The organism is Pseudarthrobacter sp. NIBRBAC000502770 (genome assembly GCF_006517815.1).
GTDB lineage: Bacteria > Actinomycetota > Actinomycetes > Actinomycetales > Micrococcaceae > Arthrobacter > Arthrobacter niigatensis.
Window position 1 is genome coordinate 1 of the sequence record NZ_CP041198.1, and the last position, 25,061, is coordinate 25,061.

Genomic DNA, 25,061 nt, shown 5'->3' on the forward strand with positions numbered 1-25,061 from the left:
CCACCTCCTAGAAAACGATCGCGCCGCGCTCTTCGGAGAAGACTGACGATGCGGCGGGCAAACTTCTTGGCACCCAAAAAGGCGCAGGTCACGGCAACGATGGGGCCAAGGTCAGCGTCGAGGCTGTCGCGGTTCCACTGAACGAGCCGGGTCGGTTCTTGATCGGGTCCTGCACGTGTGCTTGACCGACGCGTCAAGGTGTTCCTGCCCGAAGGGTGATGGACGGGTGCTTCTCGACGGCCTCGTGCAGCAGTGCGCACGCCTGGGTATCCTTGGCTTCGAGGATGAACACCTTCATCTTCTTGGCTTTCAGGAGTGGCTCCAGCAAGTCGCGGCAGGGCGAAAGAGCGTCGATGACGACGGGATGCGCGCTGGCGCGCTGCCACAGCCACTCGACCAGAGCCGACGTGCCACGCTCGTCGAACGCGCATCAGCTGCGAGCTCGAGGTGATGCTCTCACCCTCGCGAACGTTGAAACGCCGATGGATACCTTCGTGCGCTCCGGGTTCATGTCAACGCCGTACGCGGCGACCTGCCATTCAGGATCCGGGTCATCGATCGCCAGAGCATCCCACTTCGTGAACGCCTTTTTGCCAGCCTCAGACGGGAGGGCCACATATTCAGCCGCTCGCGCGCGTAGGACCGCGGGGAAACTCGTTGACTCGTCCGGGATCGTCTCCAGAGAGATGCGGATGCCCAGCGCAGGGTTAGCGGCAGCAGCGTTGTGAAAGGTCGCGTACGAAGACCGCCAACTCGGTGTCGTCATCTTGTCGACGCGCCGCTGGCCGAGTGCTCGACCCATGCTGCGCGCTTGTTCTTTCCCGTCACTGCTTGTTCCGCACGCGCACGAACGGCTCGCCGCGCTCGACAGATCACGCGGTGGAGTGCCCATGAAGATCGTCACCGGGTCGCCGCCGGGAGCCGCCGAATAGTCGGCTTCAGCGCTTCCTGCTCGTCCTCTTCGTACTCCTGCGCCTCATCGACCACGAGGACGTCGAACGAGCTACCGCGGCCGGCGCCACCGGTACGGGCGCCCAGTTCGATCATGCCCGTTGTTCAGGACGATCGCTTCCTGGCCGTTCGTCTTGCGGATCTCAACGACCATGGCGTTCAGCTCTGGGAAGCGCGCGTTCGGGTCATCGACCTTGTTGCCGAAGAACGACATCAGGCGCTTGAACGCCTTCCGCGCCGACGGCAGCAGGTGCGATGTGTGCAGGACTTCAGCCAAGGACGACATCAGGTACAGCTCGACGGCCTCCAGCGCGCCGTTCTGCCGTTCTGACGAGGAACTGAGATGCCCCACGTGCCAGCGCACCATTTGCCCGTGGTCGTCGTCCTCAAACCAAGCCCGGACAACCTTCGCCTGCCACTCGTCAAGAGTCAGCCCGTAGCTCTCGGCAAGGTCGATCGCAGCCTCAGCGTGATCGCACGAGTATCCGCGGGGAGTCGGCGTGATGTAGAAGCGGGCATCCTGTGAACCGATCAACCCGCACCACCACCGCTCAGGCCTTCTTCAAACCCCGTGCCTTGATCCGATCCAGCGGGGTGACATTGGCCGCCGTCGGAACGGCAGCCGGAGCAGCATGCGCCTTCGCGGCAGACTCCACAGGGCAAGCTTCGAGAGATGGTCGAGAATGCGATCGCCTGCTGACGGGCCTCAGAAAAGACGCTCTGAAACTTCACCTCGACGTTGATGTCCAGCTCGCCGTCGTCCCCGATTCAGGTCGAGCACTCGGAACTGCATCAGTTCAGGACGCCCTTGCCCTGAATGATGTTGTCGAGCTCGTCCAGACGGTCAGCCAGGCGGGCAGCCTCAAGCACCAGCGCGTTGCGGGGAACATCAGTGCCCGACATCGCTTCCCATACAGCGAGCCCGCGCTCGCCAAGGCCAGCAGGAACATCCATGGCGGACCTCCGATCAGTATCCGGTCAGCGTGCCGTCCGGGCTGGTTGCAAGCGCCGGGCGAATCTCCATGAGAATGTCCTGGCTGGTTCCGATCGGCACGTAGATGCGGTCCACGCATGCGCCGCGGTACTCGACCGTTCGGCCGACGTCGCGGAACTCAACAGTGCCGCCGCCTGGGAAGGTGAAGGACTGGTCGCCGTTGGGCCGCCGAATCTCCGCGACATCGGCAAGCTCCGGGTACGCGCGCAGCAGATCCTTCCTGATCGCCGTGACGCCGAGAGCCGGCGAACACAACAACCCGGCCGCCATCAATCGCAGTCACCAGAGCATCAGCGGCCATCGTCTTGGGCAGGATCATTTGGAGCTCCTTGGGCAGTAGCGCGAACGGCATTCGGCTCGGCGGAGGGTGAAGCACCACCGGCCGCCCTGGTGGGCGAGCTCGGGGGGAGATTTTTTCGCTATGCCCGGGGCGAGGCGCCGGCGGTGGGGAGGGGTGCTCCCCCTACCCTTTCCGCGACGGGGTTTCGGGATACGAGTATTCGTATTTGGGGTTTCCACAGCTTGTGGACTACCAGCGACGGCTCGTTTTGAGCGTTTCGCCTTCAGGACGGTTGATGTCTTGGGTGCTGGTCGGTCGCCCTGGACTGGTTGCACTTGCGACAGCAGACTCGAAGGTTTTCGAGCTTGTCTTCGCCTCCGTTGGCGTGCGCGAACACGTGGTCAGGCTCGGCACTTCTTGTGTTCGGGTCACGTCATAGTCAGCTTGACCTTGCAGTACGGGCAGCGGTCTATGCTTGCTGCCTGGCTAGGTATAGCGCACGCTTGCGTACCTTCTCCACTGGGATGTGCCAGTGCGTGAGGTGGCCATCAGAGCCGAATACGGCTGCCTGATTGCGCATGGTCCTACCGATGCTGTCGGCGACCTCAGCCGGGTCCCACTGTGGGTCGGTATGGATCTCGATGTGGGGACCATGATGCGTTGCGGCATGCGCAGGAAGTCTTCGAGTGTGCGCTCTACCTTGAGGCGCTTCTTACGGATGACTGCGTTTCGCATGGTCTACTCTCCATTCCGGGTGAAGCCGATGGGTTGCGGTCGGCCTTGTAGCGGCCCGAAGTCGCGCTCCGAGGATTGGCACTCGGAACGCTCCCTCTCCGAGGGAATGAACCTGTAGCTGCCGCTGTCATCGTCATCGATGGAACGGGCAGGGTATCCGCTGTGCATCTCGGGTTGGGATGTGAAGTCGTGGGCGAACTCGCTTCGGGCTTCGCCGGCACCTTCTGGATGGTGCTCTGCCGGCTCGTTCATAGCGGCTGCGTATGCTTCGAGGGCTGCGCAGAGCGCACGTACAGGCGCATGCTGCCTCCTCAGATAGCCGGATTGCGGGGCTGAGACAATTGAAGGATGGATGAAGAACTTGTGCAGAGTGTTGCCCTAGCCCAGCGTGAATACTGGACCAATATGCTAAGCGGGATGGGGTCTGGATGTCACAGGGTGATCCGACTCGAGACTCGAAAGAGCCAGATTTTGCTGCGTTCAACGCGCGCGACTGGTCTTTGTTCTGGAATCAGCATGTGCATCATTCCAAGAGTTGGTGAGGTTTGGTGTGGCCCGGAGAACCGACGTTGACGGGCCACATCGCGGCTGCCGGGACTCGAACCCGGTGAGGAACCAGTAAACCTCAGCCCGGCGCTATTACGGGCGCTTCCCGTCGTGCCGGACCCCTAGCCAGGGCACGAAAAAAGCCGCCCTACTGTGAGGCGCGGCTTGTTTTGGGGACGTCGAACGTCCCGCGTGACACACTTTAGCACGTGTTGACCGAGGTCAGGTGCGTGTTTCGGCGCGGCGTGTTTCGTACCATGCGTCGAGCACCTCGTGGGGGTGGTAGGTCGGCTGGGGTGCTTCCTCGGCGGCCCGTAGCTTGCCGCGTCTGACCCAGTTGCGGATGTCCATGCTCGTTACGACGACCTTCGCGTTCTGCCGAAGCCAAGGCACGAGTTGGCGGGTGGGCATGGCAGGCGCGATGCCTTTGACGCGCTCGCGGTTTTCATGGTGGTTTACCGGCGGCTCGTCGGGCCCGCTGACCATGCGTTCGGCCTTCGTAACCCAGTCCTGAATTAGCCAGGCCACGCCTGCCGCGTGAGGATCCTTGGCGTGCTCCGATGCGAGGGTGCGGTGCACGCTGCGGAGGTTCTCTTGCAGCTGGAGCGCGTCGAGGTTGATCGGCGCATCGCTGCCAGCTTGTGGCCGCCACCTCCGCCGCCACCGCCTGCTGGCCGGACGTTGTCGAGCTTCGCGATGGTGACGTTGAGCGCGGTAATCAAGGCTGGGACCATGTCGATCCACGCTTGCAGGTCGCTTACGCAGCGGCCGCAGAGGTAGGTGTGAGTCTGGTTTCGGCAGTCGTCGGTGGTGCATTCGATGCTCATCTGTTGATCAACTCCTGATGCTGAATGCTTTGGTGGCGAGCACGAGGATTCGTTCGCCAGGGCGCTCTGGGTCGTCGTTCCAGAAGCCGACTCGGCCGGCGTCGTAGAAGTAGATGTCGTTGGCGCTGACCTCGTGTTCGATGCCCTTGTCGTAGACCCTGTACGCGAAGTTGCGGAGCGGTCTCGGCGGTGCTGGTTCGATGACTATGAGGCCTTCCTGGCCGAAGAATGACGTCACTTGGTACCTCCTAGGATTTCGGTGGGTGCGGGCAGGCCGGCCAATTCCGCGTAGGTGTGCATCATGCCCAGCGCGGCTGCCCGGAGGTTCACGTCTGCTTCATCGCTGACCTTGCCCTTGAGGTCCTTTACGAGCTCGACCGTGGCGCGCATGGTCCGGAAGAGCTTGGCGACGTCCGGATCCTGCTTGGCCGGGTGGCCGCCTGGCTTACGTCGCGCGGTCAAGGCCTCCCCCTCGTAGTGATGATCTGGACTTGTTGCCGCCAGCCGGCGGTGATCTTGACCGGGGTGCGCGGGTCGATGTCGTAGGCGAGGGCGGCTTGGGCGAAGGCGTAGAGCTCACCGACGGTCATGCCCGCCTTGGGGTCCTCGGCTTTGCGCTGGACGTTGACCTGGTCGCTCATTCGGTGGCTCGCATGCGACGTTCGGCCATCTGCATCACGCGGTCACGAGCCGAGACTTCCACGGCCCCCTTGGCTACCGCCTGACGCCGCTTTGGTTCGGTGACGTCGAAGTGTTCCTTCCACGTGCCGGGGTACTGGATGTACTTGGCTTGCAGGCCGATACTCGTGGCGAAGGCCACCAGTTCCTCGGTGCTGTCGGCAGTGAGGTGGCACCAGCATGTGTCGTGGGTCAGCGGGCCGGATCGGACCGCGGCCGGAATGTAGGCGTCATCGACGTAGACGGTCATGGGTTCTCCTTGGGGTTCTGTGCCGGGTTGATGGTGATCAGGACGCCGGGGTTGCCGTGGTAGGTCTTGGTGGCGGTGATGGACACGATGCGCGCGTCGTCGGTGATGACGCCTTTGACGACGGCTTTCGTCTTGCGGTTCTTGGTGGTCGATAGCGAGTCGAGGACGGCGCGGATGAGCTTGTCGAGGTCGGGCTTGACGGCCGGCGCCCACCAGCGTGGCCGCTGCGGCGGGACGATCTGGAATACGAGGCTGACGGCGATGGGCCCGTCGAGCGGTTCCCCACTGTGCCGGGCGAGGGTTGCCGCACGGACGTCGGTGCGCCACGTCTTGAGAGGTGCTTTCACGCCGACGATGCGGCCGCGGTAGACGTCGACGGATCCTTGCGGGACGGCCGTGCCTGGGACGAACGTGTGGATCACTTTCCTCCCCACTTCCGGCGGTCCCGCAGCATGGATGGATCGTGCGGGAGGTTCGGCGGTGGCAGAAGCGCGTAGTCCTTCTGGAACTGCTCCGTGGTGCCGATAATCGACCTGGCGGCGGCCGCATAGGCGTCCACCACGGGCTGGAATGCCTGTCCGATGACCTTGAAGGCGTGGGCGAGGCTGCGTACGTGGTGCCACTGGAACTCGTAGACCGTCCACTGGTCAGGGCCCGTGGCCGTGACGTCGCAGGTCGGGCATGTGTAGATCCAGCATGCCTTGCGCTCTTTGCGAATCATTGGGTCACCGCCGGCGCGGGAGCTTCGGCGAGGACAAGCTCGTGCGGGCCGAACCAGAGCGGGTGCTGGTCTTGGATTTGGACGCGGAACGGGTGGTGCGCGCCGTCAACGACGTCCACGATGGCGCCGACGTCATCGAACTGACGGCACCGGCGGGCGATGATCCGGACATGGTCGCCGATCTTGAATTTCATGGCTTCTCCTCGTGGTCTGTATAGGTGGTGCTGAGCGGGAACTCGTGGTCGGACATGTGGCCGGCGGGAAGGGCGCATGGCGCGTAGACGTGCCGCCATGTGCGCCAGACTTCGACCACGCCGTTCACGGTCCTGAATGGCTTGACCTGCACGGTTTCGGTGTCCTTCGACGGGGCGCTGCATGGCTGGGCTTCCTCATCGAGGTAGGTGGCCGGGCTGTCATCGAAAACGTCGTTTGTTGCCCAGCAGAGGCCGCAGTCGCGGCAGACGTACTGGTCGCAGTCGTGCTCCAGCGAATCCCCGCAGGATCCGCAGTCGATCGAGACTCGGATGGTTGGCAGGCTCACCTGCTCTCCCGAATGGAAGAAGCCGCCCCGGTTGGGACGGCTTCGTGGTTGTTGTGCTGGGATGGTGGCGTCATGATGCCTTCCGCTCGTCGATGTCCGCGGCTTTGGCCTTGACGGCGTGCAGCTGCTTTGTGAGGTGAGCGAATGGGTTGAGTGCTCGCTCGACTTCCCGGATCGTGCCGTCGATGTCTCGCCTCACCTGCCGTGCCAGGGATCGGCTGCGGGCGAGATCGAGGATGCCCTCGGCGATGTCTTGCTCGGTCACGTCTTCGTCAATGAGGTAGGGCAGGTTTGATCTGTAATCGTGCTTGCCCTTTTCGATCAGGTTCACGATCGTGTTGATGCGTTTCGTGTGAGGACTAACGTGCCCACCTGACCCGTTGAGGCGAAGTTCCTGCTCACGCTGCTCTGCGCGTTCGGCTCGGCTCTTCCATGCGTCGCGGTCCCACTCGGCGGTTTTGACGACGTGCTCGAGCCGATTCACCATGTAGGCCGCCAGCCGAGAAAGCGCGGGGGACATTTCGCCGTCAGGGGTGAGCTTCGGGGCTTCACGCAGGATTGTCATTGAGCGGGTTCGCCTGCCTGACGGCGGGGCCATGACTCCCCATAAGTCGGGGATCGTGAGTCCTTCGACGAGTGCGGGGTCAGAGACGACGAGATACCAGCGCGTGCAGTATCGCAGCCAAGGATCCGCCTTCGTCGGGTCGGCGAGTTCGGCCATGACGTCCGACCGGGTCACCTTGATCTCATGCCCGATCAGGGTGTTCTCCTTCGCTCCGGCGATGGAGATTGGCGCAACGAGCAGGTCCGCCCGCCGGCGGCCGCCTGGCGCTCCGATCTCAGGCATGAACAGGTGCCCCATGGCGCGGCCGTCCGGGTTGTAGTGCTGGCGCAGCAGCTCCGTCATGCTCGAGGCGGTATGGGCGGCGGTCATCAGCGCAGCCCCCTCATGAGCTTTTCGAGTTTGATGCGTTCGGCATTGTCGGTGACTACGACGTCGGTAACGCCTTCCCATCCGCAGACTTCCAGCGCTTCACGGCCAGTCGCTACTTCAATGACGCCATCGTTGAGGGGTAGGGGCTCGATGTGCCCACCGCTGATGAAGCCCGCGCCGGTCACGTAGTAGCCGGGCGTGCCGCCGATGGTGGCCAGGCCGGAGCGGAGGCGTCCAAGTTTGGATGCGCCATCCCGGAAACCGGGCCAGTACCGGACGGGAGTTCCTTGCGTTAGTTCGGTCTGCATGTCGTTCTCGCTTTCAAGTCAGAAGAGGGTGTCGCCGGTGGACCCTTCGGGGCCGTAGTCGGTTTCATCGAGGTCCCATGTCTCGTTGGTGCGGGTGTCGGTTACGACGTCGTGGCCGCAGTGCCGGCAGCGGGCGGCGTAGATGTCGTGGACCGGATACGCGGGCACTTCGACCTGGGCCTCGTACTTGTGGCCGCTCCGGGTCGTCTTGGTTGTCGTGGTGGTGAAGGTGGACTCGGCTGGCGGCCGGATCCCCCAGGCAATGAGGGACTCGTCGACGGCGCCGCACTCGTGGCAGGCCATCTTGTCCGCTGGCACGTGGAGCGGGAGCGTTGACCGGTAGTCGCTCCACGCGTCCCACGTGACTGGTACGCCGTCCCAGAGCAGTGGGAGGTCGTGCCTGCTGCGCGCGAGCCGAAGAGTCATCCGAGATTCTCATCGGCGGGGGTGTGATGCTTGCCGATCATTTCGGCCGGTCGGATCCCGGCCTTGACGTCTGCCCAGCAGCTGGAGCAGGTGTGAGCGTCCTTGCCGATGTGGTCTTCGCATGGCGGCGGCTTGGGCAGTTGGGCCCGGATGGATGGTGGCCAGTGGAGCCGGACCTCGAAGATCCGTCCGGGTGTCTGGGTGGATGGGTCGCGTGCCGCGGTCACGGCGGCGGCCAGGATGTCAGCGAACGGTGCCGTGTGGTCCTTGTGCCGTTCGAAGACTTTGATGCTTCCTTCGATGCCCCATGCCGGGCGGATCTCGTGAAGGACGTGGGCGATCATCTTGGCTTGCTTTTCGGTGATCAAATTTCTCCTTTCATCCATCCAGACGTCGCTTGCTTTCGCCGCTCGGCCGGTGCCGATTTCTGCGGCTTCTGGTGAGGTTAAGTACGAAACTTGGGTGGGATTAGGTGTAGGTGTGAAGGTGTAGGTGTTAGGTGCAGGTGTTACCGATGCCTTTCAAGACCCCTTCGATAAAGCCTTTCTGGATGCCCATTGGAACCCTTTACCGAACCCTTTCCGGATGGGTTTATGCATCGGCCGGGGAAACCATTTCACGAGGGTTTATGGACCGTCCCGCCATGGCATCCTTCAAAGCTCCCCAGCTGGTCCATTCCGGGTTCTCAGCCTGCAGCCGGTGGAGTTCGTGGACGACGACGCCGCGGATCGTTCTAGACGCGACCGAGGCGTAAGCCTTGGCCACGGCCGCGCCCATGTTCCGCTGCTTCAGGAGCCCGTCGCTGCGCATGAACGAGCGGACGAGGACCTCTTCTGTGTCCTCGTCCGCCACGATGTAGACGTTCTCGAGGAGCTCCTGCGCTGCCGACTCCAAGACGTCCAGGGTGAGCCCGCTGGCCTTCGGGACGATGCGTTTGAGGCGCCAGTCGACGACTCCGCAGTGACTTAGGTCGGCGTGCGTGCTCAGGTGGATGAATAGCCATTGGGCCATGGGCGACAGGTCAAGGAAGTCATCGTCGACCCAGATGCTCACCTTGATCTGTCCGTACTGCCTGGCCATTGAGCCTCCTTTCTTTGCGTTCGGATGATGGGTGGCTTGTATGATCCGGGGGTGAATGATGATTTCTTTGTTTGTGGCAACTTCTTCTCAATTACTTGCGGCACGTGGCTTGGGTTTTGGAGCGGTGTGATCGGGGCGTTGGTCGCCGCGATTCTCAGCGCCGGCGTCGCATACCTGGTCGTCCGCATGACGAACGGACAAGCGCAGCGCGGAGTCGAGCAGACGATCGAGGCGGCTGCCCTGGGGGATTGCGTGGCGGCGATTGAGGGCCTCGAATGGGCCATGAGGCGGCACGAACCGTATGCGAAATTCGACGCCGGCACCTACATGATCCCCATGAGAGCTGCAGTTGCACGACTGCAGATGTCTCGCGAGGAAGCGGTTTCGGTCGCCCATATCCTCATCCACTGGCCAGGTGAACTCTCTCATCTGGCCAAGAAATACAAGGAAGCCGTTCGGGAGGAAGCCCCGCAAACTGACGACATCCTCGACAGAGTCGCGAATGTCATCACGAAGGCAACGGTGGCCTTGCCTGGGTCCGTGTCGAAAGATAAGACCGTTAGAAAGGACAGCGCTGAACTGCTCCTGGAGGCGGACAACGCTCTAAAGGATGCTCTGACGACGTATGACATTCCTCGCGGGAGTAATTAGCCTCAGTACGCCTGGAGTGTCAGCGGCCGGATATATGCTCCGCCCATGACTATCGATGTAAATGCGGCAGGCTTGCTTGCCCAAGTAATTCCGGCACTCTTGGTGTTCCTCGCACTGGAGGACCGGCTTTCACCTGTTCTTATTCCGCGCCCGAAGGTGCGCCAATGGGTCAGGAAGTGGCGGGAAACTGCGGTTGTCCTCAATCTTTTTTCCCTGGGCTGCTGCCTCGCCATCGTCGTCTTACGGACGGAACTTGGGTTCCTTAGCCCCTTTATTGCGTTCAGTGTGCTGTTACTCCTCGTTGTGCTGGTCCTCCTATTTGCTGGGATGTTCGCCCGGGAAGATGAACCGGTCGAACAACCGGCAGATGTCGAGTCGTAGCCAACTAACTCACGCCGCCTGCAGTGTCTCGGCCATGCAGGCGACGAGGTCACGGGCGGCCGGGGGAGTGACGGCATTGCCGGCCATCTTGACCTGCTCCCGCTTGTTGCCGAGCATGATGTATTCCTTCGGGAAGGCCATGCCCGCTTTGATCTCGTGGGGCTCCAGCATCCGGAACTCGCAGTCGTCGATGTCGGGGACCTTCCACTCAGCGAGGCCGTGGTGCAGGCCGTTGGCGGCGAAGGTGTCGAGCGGCTGCCCGACGTCTTTCGGCGCGTTCTGCCCGCGGAGGGTCGTGATCATGGCGAAGCGGTCGTGCGTAGTGATGGTCGGGATGGCCTTCGACGTCGGGTGCATCTGCCCGTTGCCGTAGTACTCCATCAGCATGTGGTGTCCTGGCTGCGTGATGAGGGACTGGTGGCCAGCGGTGGTGAGGGTGCGCCTTTCCTCGTGAACCGGGGTCGACATCTCGGCGCCCGATCCGCGGCTGGAGTTGTTCCGCATGAGCAGGGCCGGCACCAGCAGGCCCGTCTCGTTGCGCGTGGTCTGCGTCCGCATGGGCTCGCCGGAGAGTTGCGTCTGCTTGCCGTCGCGCCCCTCTACCGGGACGAGCAGTGACCGCGTGTAGGCGGTCGTCTGCGTCTGGAACGGCTCGTGGTTGACGGCGGACAGGATCTGCGAGCCACGCACGGAGTCGATGCTGACCGGCTCCTGCCCGTACTTGGCGAGGCCCGCGATGATCCTAGCCATCGTCTTCGGTGCCAGCGGCCGCTGCCGGTCGCCGATGCGCTCACCGCGGAGCGACCAGTCGATAGCGTGCGAGGCTGGCAGCCAACCGGGCTCGACGATCTGGTTCTTGCAGCTGACCTTGGGGCAGCGGTAGAGGTACTGGGCTCGGTATCGGCCCCACGGCTCGTTGACTTTCTTGAAGACCTGCATGGCGTCTACCACCTCGTTGCAGCTGGAGCAGTAGGCCTTTGGTCGGAAGTACTTCTCGACGTCGGGTGCCTTGTTGCCCTTCTTCCAGAAGAGGACGTACATGCGGTCGCGGGACTGCGGCGCGGGCAGGCCGCCGTGCTGGGCATGCATGCTGTTGAGGTACTGGATGCGGTGCTCGTAGCCGAGGGACTTCATGGCCATCAGCCAGGCTTCGAACATGACCCACTTGGCGGCGTCGACGACGTTCTCGGTGATGATGGCGCGGTAGTGGTGGACCTCGGCGAACCGGGGCACGTCCCACATGGTGGCGCGGGACCTGTCGGCGGCTTCGTCGGGCAGTGTGTCGCCGAACAGGTCCGCTTGGGCAGTGACGCGCTTCCGGCCCTTTGCTACCGAGTGGTTGGTGCACTCCGGCGAGGCCCAGAGGATATCGGAGTTGCCGATGTAGCGCGGGTCCGTCTCCTTGATATCGGCTTGGACGTGGATGGTGTCTGGGTGGTTCGCGTTGTGCGATTCCAGTGCCTTGTCCCAGTGGTTCAGTGCGGTCTTCACGCTGATTCCGGGGAGCATCGTCGCTCCGGTGCTGGATCCGCCGGCGCCGCAAAACATGTCGGTCATGGTCAAGCTCATGCTGGGGTGTCTCCTTCTAGTTGGGTTACGTCTGGCTCTGGCTGCTCGAGGACGTCGTAGATGCTGAGTTGGCCCTCGAGCACCGGGATCTGCCGGTCAGTGGTGGTATCCACGGGCGGCTGCTGCGACGGCGGGCGCTTCGATGATGACGACAGTGCGGGCGCCGCCGGATCCCGGGACGCGGCGGCCGTCTGCTATGCAGGCGCGGGGCGGGCCGACTATGCGGGCTTGGTGGCGGTGAGCTACGTCGGGCAGGTCCCCGATGGCTTGGAGGATCAGCTCTTGGTCGGTCTGCGCAGTTCCGGCGCCATCAACCACGGGCCAGACAGCGCGGAACGTGTGGGTTGCTGTGGGGGCCGGCTTGGGGCGAGTCATGACGGCATCCGAACGGGCATGATCAGGTGCTTTGACGACTTGGGATCGTTCGTCTCGAGGCCGCCAGGTGAGAAGAGGAAGGGCTTCGGTGCGCTGGTGTAGGAGATCCTGACCTTGTCGCCAGGCAGCTGCTGCAAGGTCTCCACCAGGTAGCGCGGACTGAGCGCGAACTTTATGTCGTCCTTCAGGCCAGCGACGACTCCGCCCCAGGCCACTGGGGCCTTCGAGGGCCCGAATAGTCCGTAGTCGAAAGTCACTTCGGCGCCGCCGTCGAACATGCGGACGAAGCAGGGCGAGAATCGTTCATTCATCCGCTCCGCGACCTTGGCGGACTCAAGAAGTACAGCCCGGTCAACTTCGAACGAGGCGGTGACATCAGCGGGGAACAGCGACTTGATCTTGGGGTAGTCGCCGTCAACGCTCATCGAAGTGAAGGTGGCGTGCTCGGTCTTGATGGTGATGCGACGGTCACGCAGTCCGATGACGACATCATCGCCGGTGAGGAAGCGGTCGAGGGCTTTGATGGTCCGGTAGTTCAGCAGGAAGTCTGCGCTGCCTTCGCCTTGCCCTTGGACGTGGTCCTCGGCCAGCCGGTAGCGGTCGGTGGCGAGAAGCTCCATGGCGCCGTCTCCGATGGCTATCCGGACCGCCGTGAGGATGGGCAGCGTGTCGTCCTTGGATGCGGCGATGGAGACGCGTCGCAGGGCTGCCCTGAAATCGGCGGCCGGGACCGAGATGTACTCGCTGGGGGCGAGGTCAGGGATCTCCGGGTATTCGGCGACGGGCAGCGCCTGGGCGTGGAGCTCGTATCCGCAGGCAGAGACAGTGACCTTCTCACCCTCGATAGCGACAGTGACCGGCGCGGCTTTTGTCTTGCCCGTCGTGGTGCGGATTGCATCGATGAGCCACCGGTAGGTGACGAGAAACGGGGTGCCTTCACCCTCGGCCTCGGCAACGGTGGTCACGCACGAGGTGTCGTAGTCAAAGGCGGACAGGACGCCGGCTGAGGGATCGATGTGGACGCCGTAAAGAACGGGCAGGGGCTTCTTGCCCGCCAGTGCGGGGGCGACACGGTTGAGGGCCGCGATCCAGTCCTTTGCCGGGGCCGTGATTGCCTGCTGGGTGCTCATTGCTTAGTTCTCCTTTGGGTACGAAAAAGGCCGCTTGGGGGCGGCCTTGGTTTTTGGTTTGGGGGAGCGTGTGGCGTTCCGTATGGCTTGTTCGGCCGTCGGGTCGCGGTGGGTGCGGCGGGCGCGTGAGTCTGCTTCGTCCTGGGCCTGCGCGAGTTTGTGATGTTCGCATTGGCCGCGGGAGAGGCAGATGCCGTGCGCTCCCTTGCAGAGGAAGCAGCACGGGTCCACTAGGCGGCGTCCGCCCGGTGCGTGATGTGCTCCCGGATCTTCGTCGGTTGTAGGCCTGACCAGATGACGTTGCCTTCGATCGTGGAAACTTCGACGACGGGCATCTGCCGGAAGCCGAGGTGCTCCGTGACGTACCAGTAGGCGGTGGCGTCTTCCTCGACGTTGACGGCGGTGTAGTGAATGTTCTTCTCGTCCAGCTTTTCCTTGGTCTTGGTGCAGCCGAAGCATTCATTCTTGGTGTAGATGACGACGGCGACACCGTCGCGCGCCTGGATGCGCTGGGTGAGGTCTGTGGCTTCTTCGATGGCGGTGCTCATGTGCTTCTTTCGTGTGTGGGCGCGGCGCCCGGCCGGGGGAGGTCCGGGCGCCGCGGGCATGAAAAAAGCCGCTCACTGGCGGCTTCGATTTGGGTTGGTGCGCGGTTACTTGGAGAAGCGCGGCACGTCGATCGGCAGGGGCTGATCGGACACGATGTAGTCGAGGCTGGTTTCCACCATGGTGCCGTCGGTCGTGAAGAAGAAGATGCCAGGGTCACCGGCGCCGTAGGTACCGTCATCCTTTGCTGAGTCCAGGGTGTAGTAGCTGCCGTAGTGCTTGACTACCTCTTGCTCCGGGCCGACCTGAGATCCGCTGGAGCTTACCTTTCCCTTGGCCGTGTAGAAGCCGATGATGTTGGCGTAGCTCAGCACGTAGACGTACCGGATTGTGTTGGGGTCCTCTTCCTTGTCGCGCTTCTTCTCGAGGTTCTGCTTTTCGAGCGAGTTCACGATCTGCGAGGAACCCTGGGCGGCTTTGCGCTTGTCCAGTTCGGATTCGGCGGTGCAGGCGGTGGCGCCCAGGGCGAGGGCGGCAGCGGTCAGGGCGGCGGCGATCTTGTGGGTGGTCTTCATTGTGGGTTCCTTACTTGGTGGTGGTGCAGCCGGCGGTGGTCAGTTCGTAGGGCAGGTCCGGGCTCTTCCAGTCCTTGGACAGGATCTTGCGGGACTCTGCGTTGTAGGCCTCCACGGAGGCGATGCACTCGCTCTGGACTCCGGCGAGGATCTGGGATGCTGTCTTGTCGGTGGGATCAGTTGCGACTCGCGCCGCGTGCATGGTGACCAGCTGCTTGTTGGTGTTCACGGCGGCGTTGAGTTTCTCGAACTTCTGCTGCTTCTCGGTCCAGTTCTGGGCGCTGTTGTTGATCTTGACCGCGTCACCCTGACCTTTGGGCCCGGATGTGGCGACACTGATTGCCCAGACCGCCCACCAGATGAGCGCGATAAGGAGGATTGCGGCGAGTACCGCGGCAATGACTTTGAGGACGTCTTTCATGTGTAGCTCCTTGGTTAGTAGGTTTGGCCGCCGGGGTTGCCCCAGCCACCTTGTCCGGTGGCTGCCGGGTCGCCGCCGCCCCAGCCTTGATCGGCTGCAGCGGCCGGCACGTCGTTGGCGGGTGCTTGGTGCCAGCGGAAGTCTTTGCCGATGGACTCGATCCGGAGCTGGTCCGAACGGCGCTTCTTGCCCTCCGAGTCTTCCCAGGCGTTCGTTTCGATCTCGCCGTAGAGGATGACGTTGTCACCCTTCTTCAGGTGGTTGGCGACGTTCTCGGCGAGCAGCATCTTGCCCTGGTTCCATGCCCTGCAGTCCCAGAACTTGCCGGGCTTGTTCTCCCACTCGTTCGTCTGCCGGTTGAACTTGCGGGGGTTGGTGACGACCACCAGGCGGGCGACAGCGCCGCCGCCATCATTGAACTTCAGGCCCGGATCCTCGTGGACCTTGCCGATGATGGTCACGTAGGTTTCGCCGCTCATGCCTTGATGCCTCCGTCCTCGATCACAATCCCGCGGCCGTCCGCGTCGCCGACCATCTCGATCCAGACTTGGAAGTCGTTCTCACGGGCCACCGATTCGACGAGCGCCAGGTTGTCGGAGTCGAGCAACGAGCCGTCAGCGATGCGGATGACGCGGAGCTTGGGGTTCAGCGCGATTGCCATTGCCAGCGAGACGCGCAGCTGCTCGGCGCTGGATGCCTGCTTGAACGGCACGCCGTTGTAGGTCACCCCGGACTCGTCAAAGCCAAGCCCCTCGACAGGGAATTTCGCCGCCGCGAGCCCTTCAGCCTTCTGCTTGTCGATCGCGTCCAGCTTCGAGCTCAGTTCGGCTGCCTCGCTCTGCAGTCCGGACACGTTGTCGCTCGCATGCTTCCAGCGCTCGAATGCGCGCACGTCTTCATTGATCTCTTCGGCGCCGTCGATCTTTGCCTGGATGGCGTCCACGTCGACCGGGGCCGGCTCAGCTTCGAGCATCTGCACGGCTTCGGCGAATCGTTCCTCTGCCGCGGCGAGTTGTAGCTTCAGCAGCCGGACGGCATCCGCTGCTTCGTTTCGGACACGGATCACGTTGGTTCGCTGCGCGTTCACCTCCTGCCCGGCCCGGTACTCGGCGAGCAGCTCCGTAACGCTGACCGGTTCGAGGTCTGCCATTTCCTTGGTGACGGGGATGGCGTCGAGAGCCGCCTTGGCATTCTTCAAGTCCCGGTTCACGGCCGTGCGGTCGGCGAAGATGTCGGCTCGCTCGGCGTCGAGCTCCACGGGATCGAATGGGAGGTCGACCAGTGCGAGCAGCGTCTTCAGCTGGGCCCTGTCGTCCAGCTGCGTAAAGGCAAGCGGGTCGAGGGAGAGTTTGCCCAGCAGGTCATCGAGCTTCGCCTGGCCCTTGGGATACACGGCGCCATCCGGGGACTTGACCGTGAGGGTTGAGCCCGATGGGGTGAAGCGGCGCGTGACGATCAGGTCCTCAGTCTCGAGGATGATCTCGGCGCGGTCTTCGCCGTCGCGGATTGGCTTCGGCGTGGTCTTCGCGTTCACACCACCGAGTGCGGCCGTGATGCTGTCCAGAATGGACGTCTTGCCTTGGCCATTCTTGCCAGCCACGATAACTAGATTGCCGTCCGGATCCGGCTCGACCTTCACCGCCTTCAGCCGCTTGTAGTTCGTGGATTCGAGTCTGATGATCCTGCTCATGCTGATGGTTTCCGTTCGCTGACGTAGTCGATGATGTGTTCGGGTGCGTTCTTCTCGGCCAGCCATGCGATGTACTGGTCGATAGTGCCCTCGGTGACTGCCTTTTCCGTGTTGGCTCTGACGTCGTCCGGGATGATTGGGGTTGCGGCCTGAATGGCATCCAGGAGGGGATGGACGGTGTAAGTCCGGCGAGTGCCTCGGGCGACTGTGATGGGCACGTTCAACGGCTTGTTGCCGAGGTTGGACAGGTGAGAGATCCGGATTCCGCCGGGAACTTCCTTGCCGAATCTGACTGTTGCATCCTTGAAGAGCGTGACCCTCCGGCCAACCCACACCTCTGCTTCGTCGCCCCACGCGTTCATCAGGACGCGCAGCATGCCGAGCGGCGGACGCCAGACACGGCCTTCGCCTTCCACAAGCTCGATGTCGTACTTCTGCTCGGCCGCCCCGGGCTTCACTCCTGCGATGGTGAATGTTCGCGGGCCGCCGGTGAAATCGTCGGCATTCCATTGGTCTGAGCGGGGTTCGGCTGTGATTTTCAAAGCTTCAACTCCAGTTCGAGGTAGTGGTCGATGCGCTCGGTTTCGGGCAGGCCGTCGGTGACTTCGAGGTAGGTGCTCACCATTTCGGAAGCTGTCTTCTCGAACTGCTCGACGGCATCGATGATTGCCGTTTGCCAGGCGGGGTCTGGGTATACGCGCTTAGTCCAGAGCCGCATGCCGCCGCAGTAGCTGGTGTAGTCGATCCATGCACGGCCGGAGACAAGCAGCCCGGTTTGAAGTTGGGCCATGTTCTCGGCAGGGACTTCATCTGCGAGGACGGTCTTTAGCTGAGCCTTCTGGGCCCTGCTCTTGATCTCGATCAGTCCGTCTTCACCGACCAGCCCGTCGGGCGAGTATCCGATCTTGAATCCGTCGAATTGCCGGACCATGAATCCCAGTTCGGTGACGGGCGCGTGATGCTCGGAGTACGCGTCTCTCGCGTAGGGCTCGTCCATGGTTCCCCGCTCCATGGCCCGCGATGTCGGCACTGGATCAACGTGACCGGTGATCCGTTCGGCTGCCAGCGTCATGGTGAGACCGCGGGCGGTCTCGCTGCTGTTGTCTGCGGTGATCACGCGATCCATCTCACGGGCCGCTGCTGCACGGGCTGAGTGGAGGGTCTTCAATGGGCCGGGCGAACGCTTCCCGGTGCACGGGTCTGCAGCTGCGGCGCCACAGTCCGGGCAGTCAGTTTCTATCGCTGACGGCTGGCGCGAGGTGACGAGTTGACCGACGACTGAGGCCGTGACGATCCCGCACCGTGCGGCCAGCCATTCGTCTGTGCCTTGTTCGAGGTCTTTGAAAAGGTGAAGGGTCATTCCTCGTCCTTGTCTGGGGATGAAAAAAGCCGCTCGGGGGCGGCTTTGGTTTCTTGCTCGATCTCGTAAAGATCACGGCGCGGCGGCTGGGACGTTTGGCTCATTGGGTTCTCCATGCATGGCGCATTCGGGGTTTGTCGGTTTTGGGTAGCGCGGGTTGTAGCGCCAGGGCGGGCAAGTGCAGCCGGGGTAAGTGTTCGTGCGGCGTGACCAGAAGGACTCGCTGCCAGTCCCGACGTAGTTGTGCCGCCTGCCTTCGTCATCAAGGAGCACCAATGCCCCCTCTCGGTTAGTGGGCTACAGGGCCCTGGAATCGGGGCGCTGCGGTGATGTTGCGGCGGCACTCGGCCCGTTCGAAGTCAGACAGTGAGCGCCACTGGCCCTCGTCAAGACCCCATGCGCTCATCACCAGAACTTCGCCAATAGGGGGCCTTAGTTCAGCGCGATGCTGTGGGCTTCGGCGTCGGAACCAGCGGATCATGCCGCCACCTGACCTTCGTGGGCAGCCTGGCGGCCGGCTGCAAACTCAACCATCCGGACGGCGACCGTCAGTTGCTCGATCTCGTCATGCAGAACTTGGGCGTGCCAAGCTTCTGGTCGGTTGTTTTTCATTGCTCCCCCTTGCGGTATCCATCCGCGTCGTCTTCGGCGCGGGTGTCGGCCAAGTCGGCCAGTTCGTCGTGATCAATGTCGTCAGGTTCTTCCAAAAGCCAGTCCGGGTTCATTGCTCGTCGCAAGCACCGTCGGGGCATTCGCCCGGCTTGTGCAGCAGGTGCTTGTCATGCAGCCTCGCGGCCGGGATTGCTGCCAGGAACCATGCGGCGAGGACGACGCACAACAGGATTCCGAAGCTCTGGAGTTGGATCATGATTCCTCCTTGACGGCGGCCCAGATGTCGATCCGGGCGCCCTTGCGTGATTTGGTGGACGACCGTTTGCGCCCGATGGAGTGGATGTAGCCGCGGTTGGTTGCGATGGTGAATGCGATGCCGGGCAGGTTGCTATGTGGGGGTTCGCGCATTTCGCGGTGTAGATCGTCCGCGGTCACCGAACCTTGTGAGTGCGCCAGCGCGTGAATGGTGGCGACTGCGTCTTCCAGCCACTCTTCCCGCGTATCCAGGACAGCGGCGCGGGTCATGGCCTAGACCTCTTCCGGCAGGCATAGTCGTGGAGCTCTTGCTCCAGGCGGTCGCTGCGGGCCATGTCGAGGGCCAGCGCGAGCTCGGCCGGCGTAAGTGCAACGTTCCCGCGGATGGTCTTGGGTCGCGGCTTATCCGCGACCGGGACCGTCCTGGCGCCGCCTTTGACGGCTTGGTGCACGGTGCGGTCGATCATGCGGCCACCGCCAGCCGGCGTCGGACACTTGCATGGTGTTCGCGCTCGCCGTCCACGTTCTCAGCGGCTTCTTCGCCCGTCGGGTCTTGGTAGTCGAGGAAGTACGCGTTCAGGTCGATCGGCTCGGCACGCTCGGCATCGAGCTTCTCGATCCGCCTGGCGGTTTTTTTCATCTCGGAGAAGGTGGCGGTGATGCCGTTCTTCTGGTTGTAGGCGGCGAGCTCGCCGAGGTAGTTGCGGTTGTTTTTGGGCATGACAATGAGTCCTTACTTTCCGCAAGGAACACGGAAGGGAGGGGTCAAGAAAGGAAGGGGTGCCCGAACGGGGCGGACGCCTGACTAGGCGGAGCGCAGGAGTCGGTCGATGTTTCGACGCTGAGTGCGTGGCTTCTGCGGCGCTGCAGGTGGTTCGATAATGCGTTGGTACTGCTCAGGGGTGAAGCGGTAGAGGCGGCCTACCTTTGTGGCGGGCCACTTGCCGGCCTTGCACATGCGGTAGACGGTTTCGACGGATACTTTGAGCTTGTTGGCGACCTCGGCCGCCGTCAGGGTTTCGGATTCGGCGGTCATGCCGCGTCGTCTTCCACCACTGTCACTAGGTCGTCCATACGAACGGGGAGCCGGGTGACGGCATTTGCGATGAAGCTGGGCCCGGGCTGGGAAAGGCCGTGTCGGATTCGGGAAAGAGTCCCGCTGTCGACGCCGATCTGTTCCGCGAATACCCCCCAGGGCTGCCCGGCGCGGAGACGCTCGAGCGTTTCTTGGTTGATGGTGAGACGTGCCATTTTGAGAGACCTTCTGGGATGGATTGCTGTGCCGCAATTAGGTCTTGTGCAACCCCCAATTGCTAATGACATCACTGTAACTAGGTACTTGCGCAAGCACAAGTTGTACTTGGGTTGTTAATTAACAATGAGGACTTGTTAATGCCCAACTCGCCCGGAATCTCGCGGATTTCCGGTACTTGGAAATTTTTTCAGCGGTACTCAGGAGGGCGTGTCGGACTACTTGCGGCGCCGCCATCTGACCGTTTCGTGAGGTAGCGCCTGGGAGATGAGGACTGGGACTTCTACATTGACGGATTGCGCATGCGCAACTACGTTTTACAGGTGCCTAATAGACAACAGAAGCAAGCGCAGACGCGATGGTATGAGTACGTTCTTAGGGTCACGGAAGGTATGACCGCGAAAGAAGTTGCCGATCGGGCAGGGTTCGATCAGTCGGCAATGACTCGTTGGAAGAACGGCGCGAACGCAGACCCGAAGTTCGTCGTGCAGTTCGCCCGGGCGTTCAACCAGAACGTTCTCATGGCGCTCGCTCAGGCGGATTTGATCACCGACGAAGAAGCGGACCTTCACGAGGTGAAGATCGGCGTGCAGGAGATGACGACTCAGCAGCTTCTGGAAGAGCTCGCTCGACGTATCGACAATCCGCAGGCTCGACCTGCACACAATCACATCTCGATGGGCGCGAGCGCCGAGCAGGATCCGGACTACTCCAAAATGTCAGACCAGGATGCTTATGATCTGGCGGCACATGAGGGGGACAAGAATATTGGACACGACGAGCTTCCACACGAACCCTAGAACTCTCGCCCAACTGATGGGCATTCGGGTTCGGACGGCGGTTACGCCGCATGGATGGTGGGGCGCCTACGATTACAGGCGCCGGCTAATCACTCTTCGACCGGGCCTTGGTCCAATCCAACTTCGCTGCACCCTGATGCACGAGTTAGGACATGCGCACTACGGACATACTGGCGTGACGGGCAAGCAAGAGACTCTGGCGAATCGCTGGGCAGCGTACCGACTGATCGACTTTGACGACCTGCTCTCGGTCGCTTCCGTTGAGCAATCGAGCTCCGGAGTAGCGGCCGCGCTCGAGGTCATGCCGGACGTCCTGGAGACGTACTTGCAGCTGCTGACCAGGTCCCAGCTCAGCGCCCTTCGGGCAGCCGCTCTGCGCCGCGTTGCGTAAACCGTAGGGCATGGGGGATCGATGTCGGGTCGAGTCGCTTAGAACGCAAAAGAAGGCCCCTCTCCGAAATGTGTCGGAGAGGGGCCTCTTTGTTACTTGGGTCGATTTTCGATGTTGACGCCGTCAACGAATAGGGTCAGGAAGCGCTATCTGCTGATAGGTGGAGTAGGGTCAACTTCCGCGTGATTCCGCGGTTTTTGCCTACATCTAGCGAAGTGGTTTGGGGGTTCAAATCCCCCATTCTCCGCCGGTCAAGAACCCGGTCCCGATAACCCGGGGCCGGGTTCTTGCTTTATGCGGAGCGTGCAGGCCCCCGAAAATGGGGGATCAGGCCACGTCTGCCAACGGTTCCCCCAGCCGCCTCAGACGCTTCCTCGCTGCCGTTTCGCTGGGACCCCTCCGCCTCAGCGGGCCGCCCAAAGCAAAATGGACGACGACGAGCACGGCTTTGGTTGCCAGCCGGACCGGCAGTGGAAACGGGCCCAGCCGTGGAACCGAAAGTCCCAGCATGTCCCGGTACCGGGGTTCCAGGCTGTACACGGCACCAGCAAACAGGATCCGGTAGCCGGGCTTCAGCAGGGGATGCAGCGGCGCATTGCGGATGAACTCCACAGTTTCCTTGACCCGGGCGTCCGCGCGCAGTTCGCCCCCTGCGTTCCACCGTTCCAGCTGGCCGTGCAGCTGTGCTTCCGTCAGCGGCGGGTCTTCCACTCCCATCAGCGTCCCGGCCTGGGCCCACTGCCGGACGTACGCGTCCGTGCCGCCCGGGATGGGCTTGCCCCAGATCTTGTGGGCTGCGAGGAAGCCATCGGTAAAGGCCAGATGGATCCAACCGGCCAGTCCGGGATCGTTCGCACTGTAGGGGCGTACACCGCCGTCGTTGTCCTGGTAGTTGCCTTGGACGGGCTCATGCAGGCGGCGGACACGCCGGGTTGCCTCCTCCGCGGCCGCCGTGGACCCATAGGTCACCGTGAAGATCCAGCGGATGGTGTTGGCCAGCCGGCGCAGGGGATCGTCGCGGAAGTTGGAGTGCTCGTGGACCCCCGCCAGCGCGCCCGGATGCAGCGACTGCATCAGCAGCGTGCGGATGCCACCCACGATGGGCGTCATGGAGCCGTGCACCGCCCAAACGGCGGATCCGGGCAGGTGGTAGCCGGGGTCGTCCCCTTCGGCCAGCTTCAGCGTCCAGTCCGGCGGGGCGTCGGCCCTGCCGGAGAACGTCTTTTTGATCTCGTCCTGCCATGTACGAAGGACATTGCGCATGAGACATTGTTGCCCATTTCCGGCGGCACGGCCGCTCCGGTGGTGAAGCGCGGCCTCCCACCCCCTAACGGCCCACAAAAAACCCGCATAGTCCGGCTTTGGGGTTTCCACCCCCGCGGTCCTGTGGTCCCATGGGACATACCGTCGCGACAACGCGCGGCAGGCCACGTCCTGGAGTCAGTGAATTGGGCAAGAATTCCGTGCCCGGCAACCGCAAGCCGGACCAGCGCAGCCTTCCCCCGGTGGCCCGTGCCGTCGCCGCTGCCGGTGTCCTGGCGGCATCCGTTTATGCCGTAAACCTTTCCGCCGGCTCCGGGGAGCGGCCGCAGTTTGCGCGGTCGGTTTCCGAAGCAGGGACCACCCCCGGTGCGGCTGCCATGGACGGAATTTTTGGAACCATAAGCGGCCACGAACCGGACAGCGCACCTGCTTCGTCCACGGCAGACCATGTGGGTGCCGCGCCCCATCCTGCCGCCATCCTTTCCAGTCCCCAGGCCACGTTGGCGTTCCCGCGCACGGCAATCGGCGGCGCCGACCAGGGTACAGCGGCCGCCCTGACTGTTGGCCCTGCGGGCGCGGGCAGGCCGTTGGCCGGATTCCTGATGGCACCCCTGCAACTCCTGTATCCGAGTTCGCCGTTCGGTTTCCGGGTGAGCCCGATCAGTGGGTCGGCGGGGGACTTCCACCTGGGACAGGATTACGCAGCGCCGTGCGGGACACCGGTTTACGCAGCTGATTCCGGCGTCGTGCGGGCAGCCGGCTGGCACCCCTGGGGAGGCGGCAACCGGATAGAGATTGACCACGGCGACGGGCTCATGACTACCTACAACCATCTGGAATCGATCGGCGTACACACCGGCGACCAGGTACGGGTGGGGCAGGTGATCGCCCGCGTAGGCACCACCGGATGGTCCACGGGCTGCCACCTGCATTTTGAAGCCGTCCTGAACGGCCGTTACACCAACCCCCTGAGATGGACATTCCTCCAGCTCCGGGCGGTGAACCAGTCCTTCCCGGCTGACATGGTTTCCTATGCGCCGGGCACGGGGTTGTCCGGCGGCCGGATCAGCTGGACCATTCCCCTCCAGGTCGATCCGGGTGATGGACTCCCCGCAGCCGGCCTGCAGGCTTCGCCCTTCCCGCCGCTCCCGGTCCCGGGGCCGGGGCCGTCGCCGTCGCCGTCCCAACCGACGGGCGTTGTGCTGCCGCCACCCGACGTGCAATTGACGACGACGGCCCCGCCAACTGCGGAACCGGCGGGCAGTGCCGCGCCGCCGCCGTCCGATCCGGCAAGCCCGCCGCCGTCGCCTACGGATCCTGCGACGACTGACCCGACAAAACCTTCACCGTCGCCCACGTCGCCCTCGTCGCCGACGGATCCTGCGCCGTCTGATCCTGCGACGACTGACCCGGCAAGCCCGCCGCCGTCGCCTACGCCCGTCCAGCCCGAACCCGCGCCGACGGAACCCGCACCGACGGAACCTGCGACGACTGACCCGGCAATCCCGCCGCCGTCGCCTACGCCCGTCCAGCCCGAACCCGCGCCGACGGAACCCGCACCGACGGAACCCGCACCGACGGAACCTGCGCCGTCTGATCCTGTAAGCCCGCCGCCGTCGCCTACGCCCGTCCAGCCCGAACCCGCCTCCGTGGGGCCGGCACCTGTCGAACCGGCCCCTGCGCCCGTCGCTGTTGAGCCCGTTCCTGTGCCGGTTCCCGTTGAACCTGCCCCGGCACCGGTGCCTGTTGACCCCGCCCCCATCACCACCACGCCTGAACCCGAGCCAACCGTTCCAGCCGCGGAACCCACCCCGGCGCCAACTCCCACCGTGACCGAGCCATCCCCAACGGCACCCCCGCCCTAGAAATTTTCTCCTCCGGACCCGTACGGTCCGCCGCCGGCAACGAATTCCCTGCATGAGCAATTTCCTGCTGTCGCGCAGCCCGCGACCCCTCTATCCCATCCCGCTGATCCTGAACGACGGCACCAGGACACATTTCGGCCAGTTCAAAGGGAAGGTGGTTTTGGTGGTCAACGTGGCCTCGAACTGCGGCTTCACGCGGCAGTACGCCGCGCTGGAAGCGCTGTACGGGAAGTTCCGCGACCGCGGGTTCGAGGTCCTGGGGGTTCCGTGCAACCAGTTCGCGGGGCAGGAGCCGGGAACCGACAGCGACATCGCGGACTTCTGCGAACGGAATTTCGGTGTCACGTTCACCCTGACGGCCAAAGCCGAGGTCCGCGGCCGCAACCAGCACCTGCTCTATTCAGAGCTCACCAAGTTCAAGACCGGGCTGCTGCCGGGGCTGGTGAAGTGGAATTTCGAGAAGTTCCTGGTCAACCGCGAGGGGGACGTGGTGGCCCGGTTCGCCCCTACGGTCGAACCAGACTCGGAAGAGGTGACGGGCGCCATCGAACACGCACTGGGATAAACGGGCAGCGGGCCGAATGCGGGCCGGCAAAAGCGCAGTTCTTTTAACTTTTTCCACATCAGCCACGGCGATTTACCCCATGTTTGCCA

At 63.2% G+C, this 25,061-nt stretch carries 41 protein-coding genes and 1 pseudogene; 6 read left to right on the forward strand and 36 right to left on the reverse strand.

Annotated elements, in window-relative coordinates:
• Positions 1 to 193: 193 nt before the first annotated feature.
• From NIBR502770_RS21625 to NIBR502770_RS00485, 19 genes and pseudogenes are all read right to left on the reverse strand, one after another.
• Positions 194 to 328: a hypothetical protein gene (locus NIBR502770_RS21625; protein WP_256371922.1), complete on the reverse strand. Its 135-nt coding sequence runs from the start codon at positions 326 to 328 to the stop codon at positions 194 to 196.
• Between the two features lie 675 nt (positions 329 to 1,003).
• Positions 1,004 to 1,486, reverse strand: coding sequence for a hypothetical protein (locus NIBR502770_RS00410; RefSeq protein ID WP_141180656.1), 483 nt, complete (start codon positions 1,484 to 1,486; stop codon positions 1,004 to 1,006).
• A gap of 257 nt (positions 1,487 to 1,743) precedes the next feature.
• Entirely contained in the window at positions 1,744 to 1,905 is a 162-nt protein-coding gene (locus NIBR502770_RS21065; RefSeq protein WP_168223092.1) for a hypothetical protein, read from the reverse strand.
• 13 nt (positions 1,906 to 1,918) lie between these two features.
• Positions 1,919 to 2,215: a hypothetical protein gene (locus NIBR502770_RS00415; RefSeq protein WP_141180657.1), complete on the reverse strand. Its 297-nt coding sequence runs from the start codon at positions 2,213 to 2,215 to the stop codon at positions 1,919 to 1,921.
• A 293-nt stretch (positions 2,216 to 2,508) separates the two neighbouring features.
• Positions 2,509 to 2,637: pseudogene (locus NIBR502770_RS21740) on the reverse strand (HNH endonuclease); the annotation flags it as partial.
• Positions 2,638 to 3,728: 1,091 nt separating this feature from the next.
• Positions 3,729 to 4,085 (reverse strand): hypothetical protein, encoded by a 357-nt coding sequence (locus NIBR502770_RS00425; protein ID WP_141180659.1) that lies wholly within the window; start codon positions 4,083 to 4,085, stop codon positions 3,729 to 3,731.
• Positions 4,086 to 4,340: 255 nt separating this feature from the next.
• Entirely contained in the window at positions 4,341 to 4,571 is a 231-nt protein-coding gene (locus NIBR502770_RS00430; protein ID WP_141180660.1) for a hypothetical protein, read from the reverse strand.
• On the reverse strand, positions 4,568 to 4,795 hold the full coding sequence (locus NIBR502770_RS00435; protein ID WP_141180661.1) for a hypothetical protein: 228 nt from the start codon (positions 4,793 to 4,795) through the stop codon (positions 4,568 to 4,570). Before NIBR502770_RS00435 ends, NIBR502770_RS00430 begins: the two co-directional genes overlap by 4 nt.
• The gene (locus NIBR502770_RS00440) at positions 4,792 to 4,974 is read right to left on the reverse strand and encodes a hypothetical protein (RefSeq protein WP_141180662.1); all 183 of its coding nucleotides are present in this window, start codon (positions 4,972 to 4,974) and stop codon (positions 4,792 to 4,794) included. Before NIBR502770_RS00440 ends, NIBR502770_RS00435 begins: the two co-directional genes overlap by 4 nt.
• Positions 4,971 to 5,261, reverse strand: coding sequence for a DUF4031 domain-containing protein (locus NIBR502770_RS00445; protein WP_141180663.1), 291 nt, complete (start codon positions 5,259 to 5,261; stop codon positions 4,971 to 4,973). Before NIBR502770_RS00445 ends, NIBR502770_RS00440 begins: the two co-directional genes overlap by 4 nt.
• A complete protein-coding gene (locus NIBR502770_RS00450; RefSeq protein WP_168223093.1) occupies positions 5,258 to 5,683 on the reverse strand; it encodes a RusA family crossover junction endodeoxyribonuclease in 426 nt (141 codons plus the stop codon). The genes NIBR502770_RS00445 and NIBR502770_RS00450 overlap by 4 nt, the downstream gene beginning before the upstream one ends.
• Positions 5,680 to 5,982, reverse strand: a complete 303-nt coding sequence (locus tag NIBR502770_RS21070; RefSeq protein ID WP_168223094.1) for a hypothetical protein — start codon at positions 5,980 to 5,982, stop codon at positions 5,680 to 5,682. The genes NIBR502770_RS00450 and NIBR502770_RS21070 overlap by 4 nt, the downstream gene beginning before the upstream one ends.
• Positions 5,979 to 6,176, reverse strand: coding sequence for a hypothetical protein (locus NIBR502770_RS00455; RefSeq protein ID WP_141180665.1), 198 nt, complete (start codon positions 6,174 to 6,176; stop codon positions 5,979 to 5,981). The genes NIBR502770_RS21070 and NIBR502770_RS00455 overlap by 4 nt, the downstream gene beginning before the upstream one ends.
• The gene (locus NIBR502770_RS00460; RefSeq protein ID WP_141180666.1) at positions 6,173 to 6,523 is read right to left on the reverse strand and encodes a hypothetical protein; all 351 of its coding nucleotides are present in this window, start codon (positions 6,521 to 6,523) and stop codon (positions 6,173 to 6,175) included. The genes NIBR502770_RS00455 and NIBR502770_RS00460 overlap by 4 nt, the downstream gene beginning before the upstream one ends.
• A 70-nt stretch (positions 6,524 to 6,593) precedes the next feature.
• Positions 6,594 to 7,457 (reverse strand): hypothetical protein, encoded by an 864-nt coding sequence (locus tag NIBR502770_RS00465; protein ID WP_141180667.1) that lies wholly within the window; start codon positions 7,455 to 7,457, stop codon positions 6,594 to 6,596.
• Positions 7,457 to 7,765 carry a hypothetical protein gene (locus NIBR502770_RS00470; RefSeq protein WP_141180668.1) on the reverse strand — a complete coding sequence of 103 codons (309 nt, stop codon included), beginning with the start codon at positions 7,763 to 7,765 and terminating at the stop codon, positions 7,457 to 7,459. Before NIBR502770_RS00470 ends, NIBR502770_RS00465 begins: the two co-directional genes overlap by 1 nt.
• Positions 7,766 to 7,783: 18 nt before the next feature.
• On the reverse strand, positions 7,784 to 8,191 hold the full coding sequence (locus NIBR502770_RS00475; protein ID WP_141180669.1) for a hypothetical protein: 408 nt from the start codon (positions 8,189 to 8,191) through the stop codon (positions 7,784 to 7,786).
• A complete protein-coding gene (locus tag NIBR502770_RS00480) occupies positions 8,188 to 8,559 on the reverse strand; it encodes a hypothetical protein (RefSeq protein ID WP_141180670.1) in 372 nt (123 codons plus the stop codon). Before NIBR502770_RS00480 ends, NIBR502770_RS00475 begins: the two co-directional genes overlap by 4 nt.
• Positions 8,560 to 8,782: 223 nt before the next feature.
• Entirely contained in the window at positions 8,783 to 9,271 is a 489-nt protein-coding gene (locus NIBR502770_RS00485; RefSeq protein WP_141180671.1) for a hypothetical protein, read from the reverse strand.
• A 51-nt stretch (positions 9,272 to 9,322) separates the two neighbouring features.
• Between NIBR502770_RS00485 and NIBR502770_RS00490 the strand changes: the two genes are divergently transcribed.
• Together NIBR502770_RS00490 and NIBR502770_RS00495 are read left to right on the forward strand one after the other, a co-directional pair.
• Positions 9,323 to 9,922: a hypothetical protein gene (locus tag NIBR502770_RS00490; protein WP_141180672.1), complete on the forward strand. Its 600-nt coding sequence runs from the start codon at positions 9,323 to 9,325 to the stop codon at positions 9,920 to 9,922.
• A 45-nt stretch (positions 9,923 to 9,967) separates the two neighbouring features.
• On the forward strand, positions 9,968 to 10,303 hold the full coding sequence (locus NIBR502770_RS00495) for a hypothetical protein (RefSeq protein WP_141180673.1): 336 nt from the start codon (positions 9,968 to 9,970) through the stop codon (positions 10,301 to 10,303).
• 9 nt (positions 10,304 to 10,312) lie between these two features.
• Here the strand turns inward: NIBR502770_RS00495 and NIBR502770_RS00500 are convergent, their stop codons facing one another.
• The 16 genes from NIBR502770_RS00500 to NIBR502770_RS00560 form a co-directional block, all read right to left on the reverse strand.
• The gene (locus NIBR502770_RS00500) at positions 10,313 to 11,872 is read right to left on the reverse strand and encodes a DNA cytosine methyltransferase (protein ID WP_141180674.1); all 1,560 of its coding nucleotides are present in this window, start codon (positions 11,870 to 11,872) and stop codon (positions 10,313 to 10,315) included.
• 96 nt (positions 11,873 to 11,968) lie between these two features.
• Entirely contained in the window at positions 11,969 to 12,247 is a 279-nt protein-coding gene (locus NIBR502770_RS00505) for a hypothetical protein (RefSeq protein ID WP_141180675.1), read from the reverse strand.
• Entirely contained in the window at positions 12,244 to 13,377 is a 1,134-nt protein-coding gene (gene dnaN / locus NIBR502770_RS00510; RefSeq protein ID WP_141180676.1) for a DNA polymerase III subunit beta, read from the reverse strand. The genes NIBR502770_RS00505 and dnaN overlap by 4 nt, the downstream gene beginning before the upstream one ends.
• A gap of 230 nt (positions 13,378 to 13,607) precedes the next feature.
• Entirely contained in the window at positions 13,608 to 13,925 is a 318-nt protein-coding gene (locus NIBR502770_RS00515) for a glutaredoxin family protein (RefSeq protein WP_168223095.1), read from the reverse strand.
• 105 nt (positions 13,926 to 14,030) lie between these two features.
• Positions 14,031 to 14,498 (reverse strand): hypothetical protein, encoded by a 468-nt coding sequence (locus NIBR502770_RS00520; protein ID WP_141180678.1) that lies wholly within the window; start codon positions 14,496 to 14,498, stop codon positions 14,031 to 14,033.
• A gap of 10 nt (positions 14,499 to 14,508) precedes the next feature.
• Positions 14,509 to 14,919 (reverse strand): hypothetical protein, encoded by a 411-nt coding sequence (locus tag NIBR502770_RS00525; protein ID WP_141180679.1) that lies wholly within the window; start codon positions 14,917 to 14,919, stop codon positions 14,509 to 14,511.
• A gap of 14 nt (positions 14,920 to 14,933) precedes the next feature.
• The gene (gene ssb, locus NIBR502770_RS00530; protein WP_141180680.1) at positions 14,934 to 15,398 is read right to left on the reverse strand and encodes a single-stranded DNA-binding protein; all 465 of its coding nucleotides are present in this window, start codon (positions 15,396 to 15,398) and stop codon (positions 14,934 to 14,936) included.
• A complete protein-coding gene (locus NIBR502770_RS00535) occupies positions 15,395 to 16,609 on the reverse strand; it encodes an AAA family ATPase (RefSeq protein ID WP_168223096.1) in 1,215 nt (404 codons plus the stop codon). The genes ssb and NIBR502770_RS00535 overlap by 4 nt, the downstream gene beginning before the upstream one ends.
• Positions 16,606 to 17,151 (reverse strand): hypothetical protein, encoded by a 546-nt coding sequence (locus NIBR502770_RS21075; protein WP_168223097.1) that lies wholly within the window; start codon positions 17,149 to 17,151, stop codon positions 16,606 to 16,608. The genes NIBR502770_RS00535 and NIBR502770_RS21075 overlap by 4 nt, the downstream gene beginning before the upstream one ends.
• A complete protein-coding gene (locus NIBR502770_RS00540; RefSeq protein ID WP_141180682.1) occupies positions 17,148 to 17,969 on the reverse strand; it encodes a YqaJ viral recombinase family protein in 822 nt (273 codons plus the stop codon). Before NIBR502770_RS00540 ends, NIBR502770_RS21075 begins: the two co-directional genes overlap by 4 nt.
• 477 nt (positions 17,970 to 18,446) lie before the next feature.
• Positions 18,447 to 18,581 carry a hypothetical protein gene (locus NIBR502770_RS21630; protein ID WP_256371923.1) on the reverse strand — a complete coding sequence of 45 codons (135 nt, stop codon included), beginning with the start codon at positions 18,579 to 18,581 and terminating at the stop codon, positions 18,447 to 18,449.
• Between the two features lie 109 nt (positions 18,582 to 18,690).
• Positions 18,691 to 18,837 (reverse strand): hypothetical protein, encoded by a 147-nt coding sequence (locus NIBR502770_RS21080; RefSeq protein WP_168223098.1) that lies wholly within the window; start codon positions 18,835 to 18,837, stop codon positions 18,691 to 18,693.
• Positions 18,834 to 19,106, reverse strand: coding sequence for a hypothetical protein (locus NIBR502770_RS00545; protein ID WP_141180683.1), 273 nt, complete (start codon positions 19,104 to 19,106; stop codon positions 18,834 to 18,836). Before NIBR502770_RS00545 ends, NIBR502770_RS21080 begins: the two co-directional genes overlap by 4 nt.
• A gap of 193 nt (positions 19,107 to 19,299) precedes the next feature.
• Positions 19,300 to 19,557: a hypothetical protein gene (locus tag NIBR502770_RS00550; protein ID WP_141180684.1), complete on the reverse strand. Its 258-nt coding sequence runs from the start codon at positions 19,555 to 19,557 to the stop codon at positions 19,300 to 19,302.
• 84 nt (positions 19,558 to 19,641) lie between these two features.
• Positions 19,642 to 19,872, reverse strand: a complete 231-nt coding sequence (locus NIBR502770_RS00555; RefSeq protein WP_141180685.1) for a helix-turn-helix domain-containing protein — start codon at positions 19,870 to 19,872, stop codon at positions 19,642 to 19,644.
• Positions 19,869 to 20,087, reverse strand: coding sequence for a hypothetical protein (locus tag NIBR502770_RS00560; protein WP_141180686.1), 219 nt, complete (start codon positions 20,085 to 20,087; stop codon positions 19,869 to 19,871). The genes NIBR502770_RS00555 and NIBR502770_RS00560 overlap by 4 nt, the downstream gene beginning before the upstream one ends.
• A 393-nt stretch (positions 20,088 to 20,480) precedes the next feature.
• Between NIBR502770_RS00560 and NIBR502770_RS00565 the strand changes: the two genes are divergently transcribed.
• Together NIBR502770_RS00565 and NIBR502770_RS00570 are read left to right on the forward strand one after the other, a co-directional pair.
• Positions 20,481 to 20,888, forward strand: coding sequence for a helix-turn-helix transcriptional regulator (locus tag NIBR502770_RS00565; RefSeq protein ID WP_141180687.1), 408 nt, complete (start codon positions 20,481 to 20,483; stop codon positions 20,886 to 20,888).
• 16 nt (positions 20,889 to 20,904) lie between these two features.
• Positions 20,905 to 21,279, forward strand: a complete 375-nt coding sequence (locus NIBR502770_RS00570) for an ImmA/IrrE family metallo-endopeptidase (protein WP_168223099.1) — start codon at positions 20,905 to 20,907, stop codon at positions 21,277 to 21,279.
• A 327-nt stretch (positions 21,280 to 21,606) separates the two neighbouring features.
• Here NIBR502770_RS00570 and NIBR502770_RS00575 read toward each other — a convergent pair whose 3' ends face one another.
• Entirely contained in the window at positions 21,607 to 22,542 is a 936-nt protein-coding gene (locus NIBR502770_RS00575) for an oxygenase MpaB family protein (protein WP_141180689.1), read from the reverse strand.
• A 185-nt stretch (positions 22,543 to 22,727) separates the two neighbouring features.
• On the opposite strand from NIBR502770_RS00575, the gene NIBR502770_RS00580 reads away from it, so the two are divergent.
• Together NIBR502770_RS00580 and NIBR502770_RS00585 are read left to right on the forward strand one after the other, a co-directional pair.
• Positions 22,728 to 24,407, forward strand: a complete 1,680-nt coding sequence (locus NIBR502770_RS00580) for a M23 family metallopeptidase (RefSeq protein WP_246857345.1) — start codon at positions 22,728 to 22,730, stop codon at positions 24,405 to 24,407.
• A gap of 52 nt (positions 24,408 to 24,459) precedes the next feature.
• Positions 24,460 to 24,972 carry a glutathione peroxidase gene (locus tag NIBR502770_RS00585; protein WP_141158223.1) on the forward strand — a complete coding sequence of 171 codons (513 nt, stop codon included), beginning with the start codon at positions 24,460 to 24,462 and terminating at the stop codon, positions 24,970 to 24,972.
• The last annotated feature ends 89 nt before the right edge of the window (positions 24,973 to 25,061 follow it).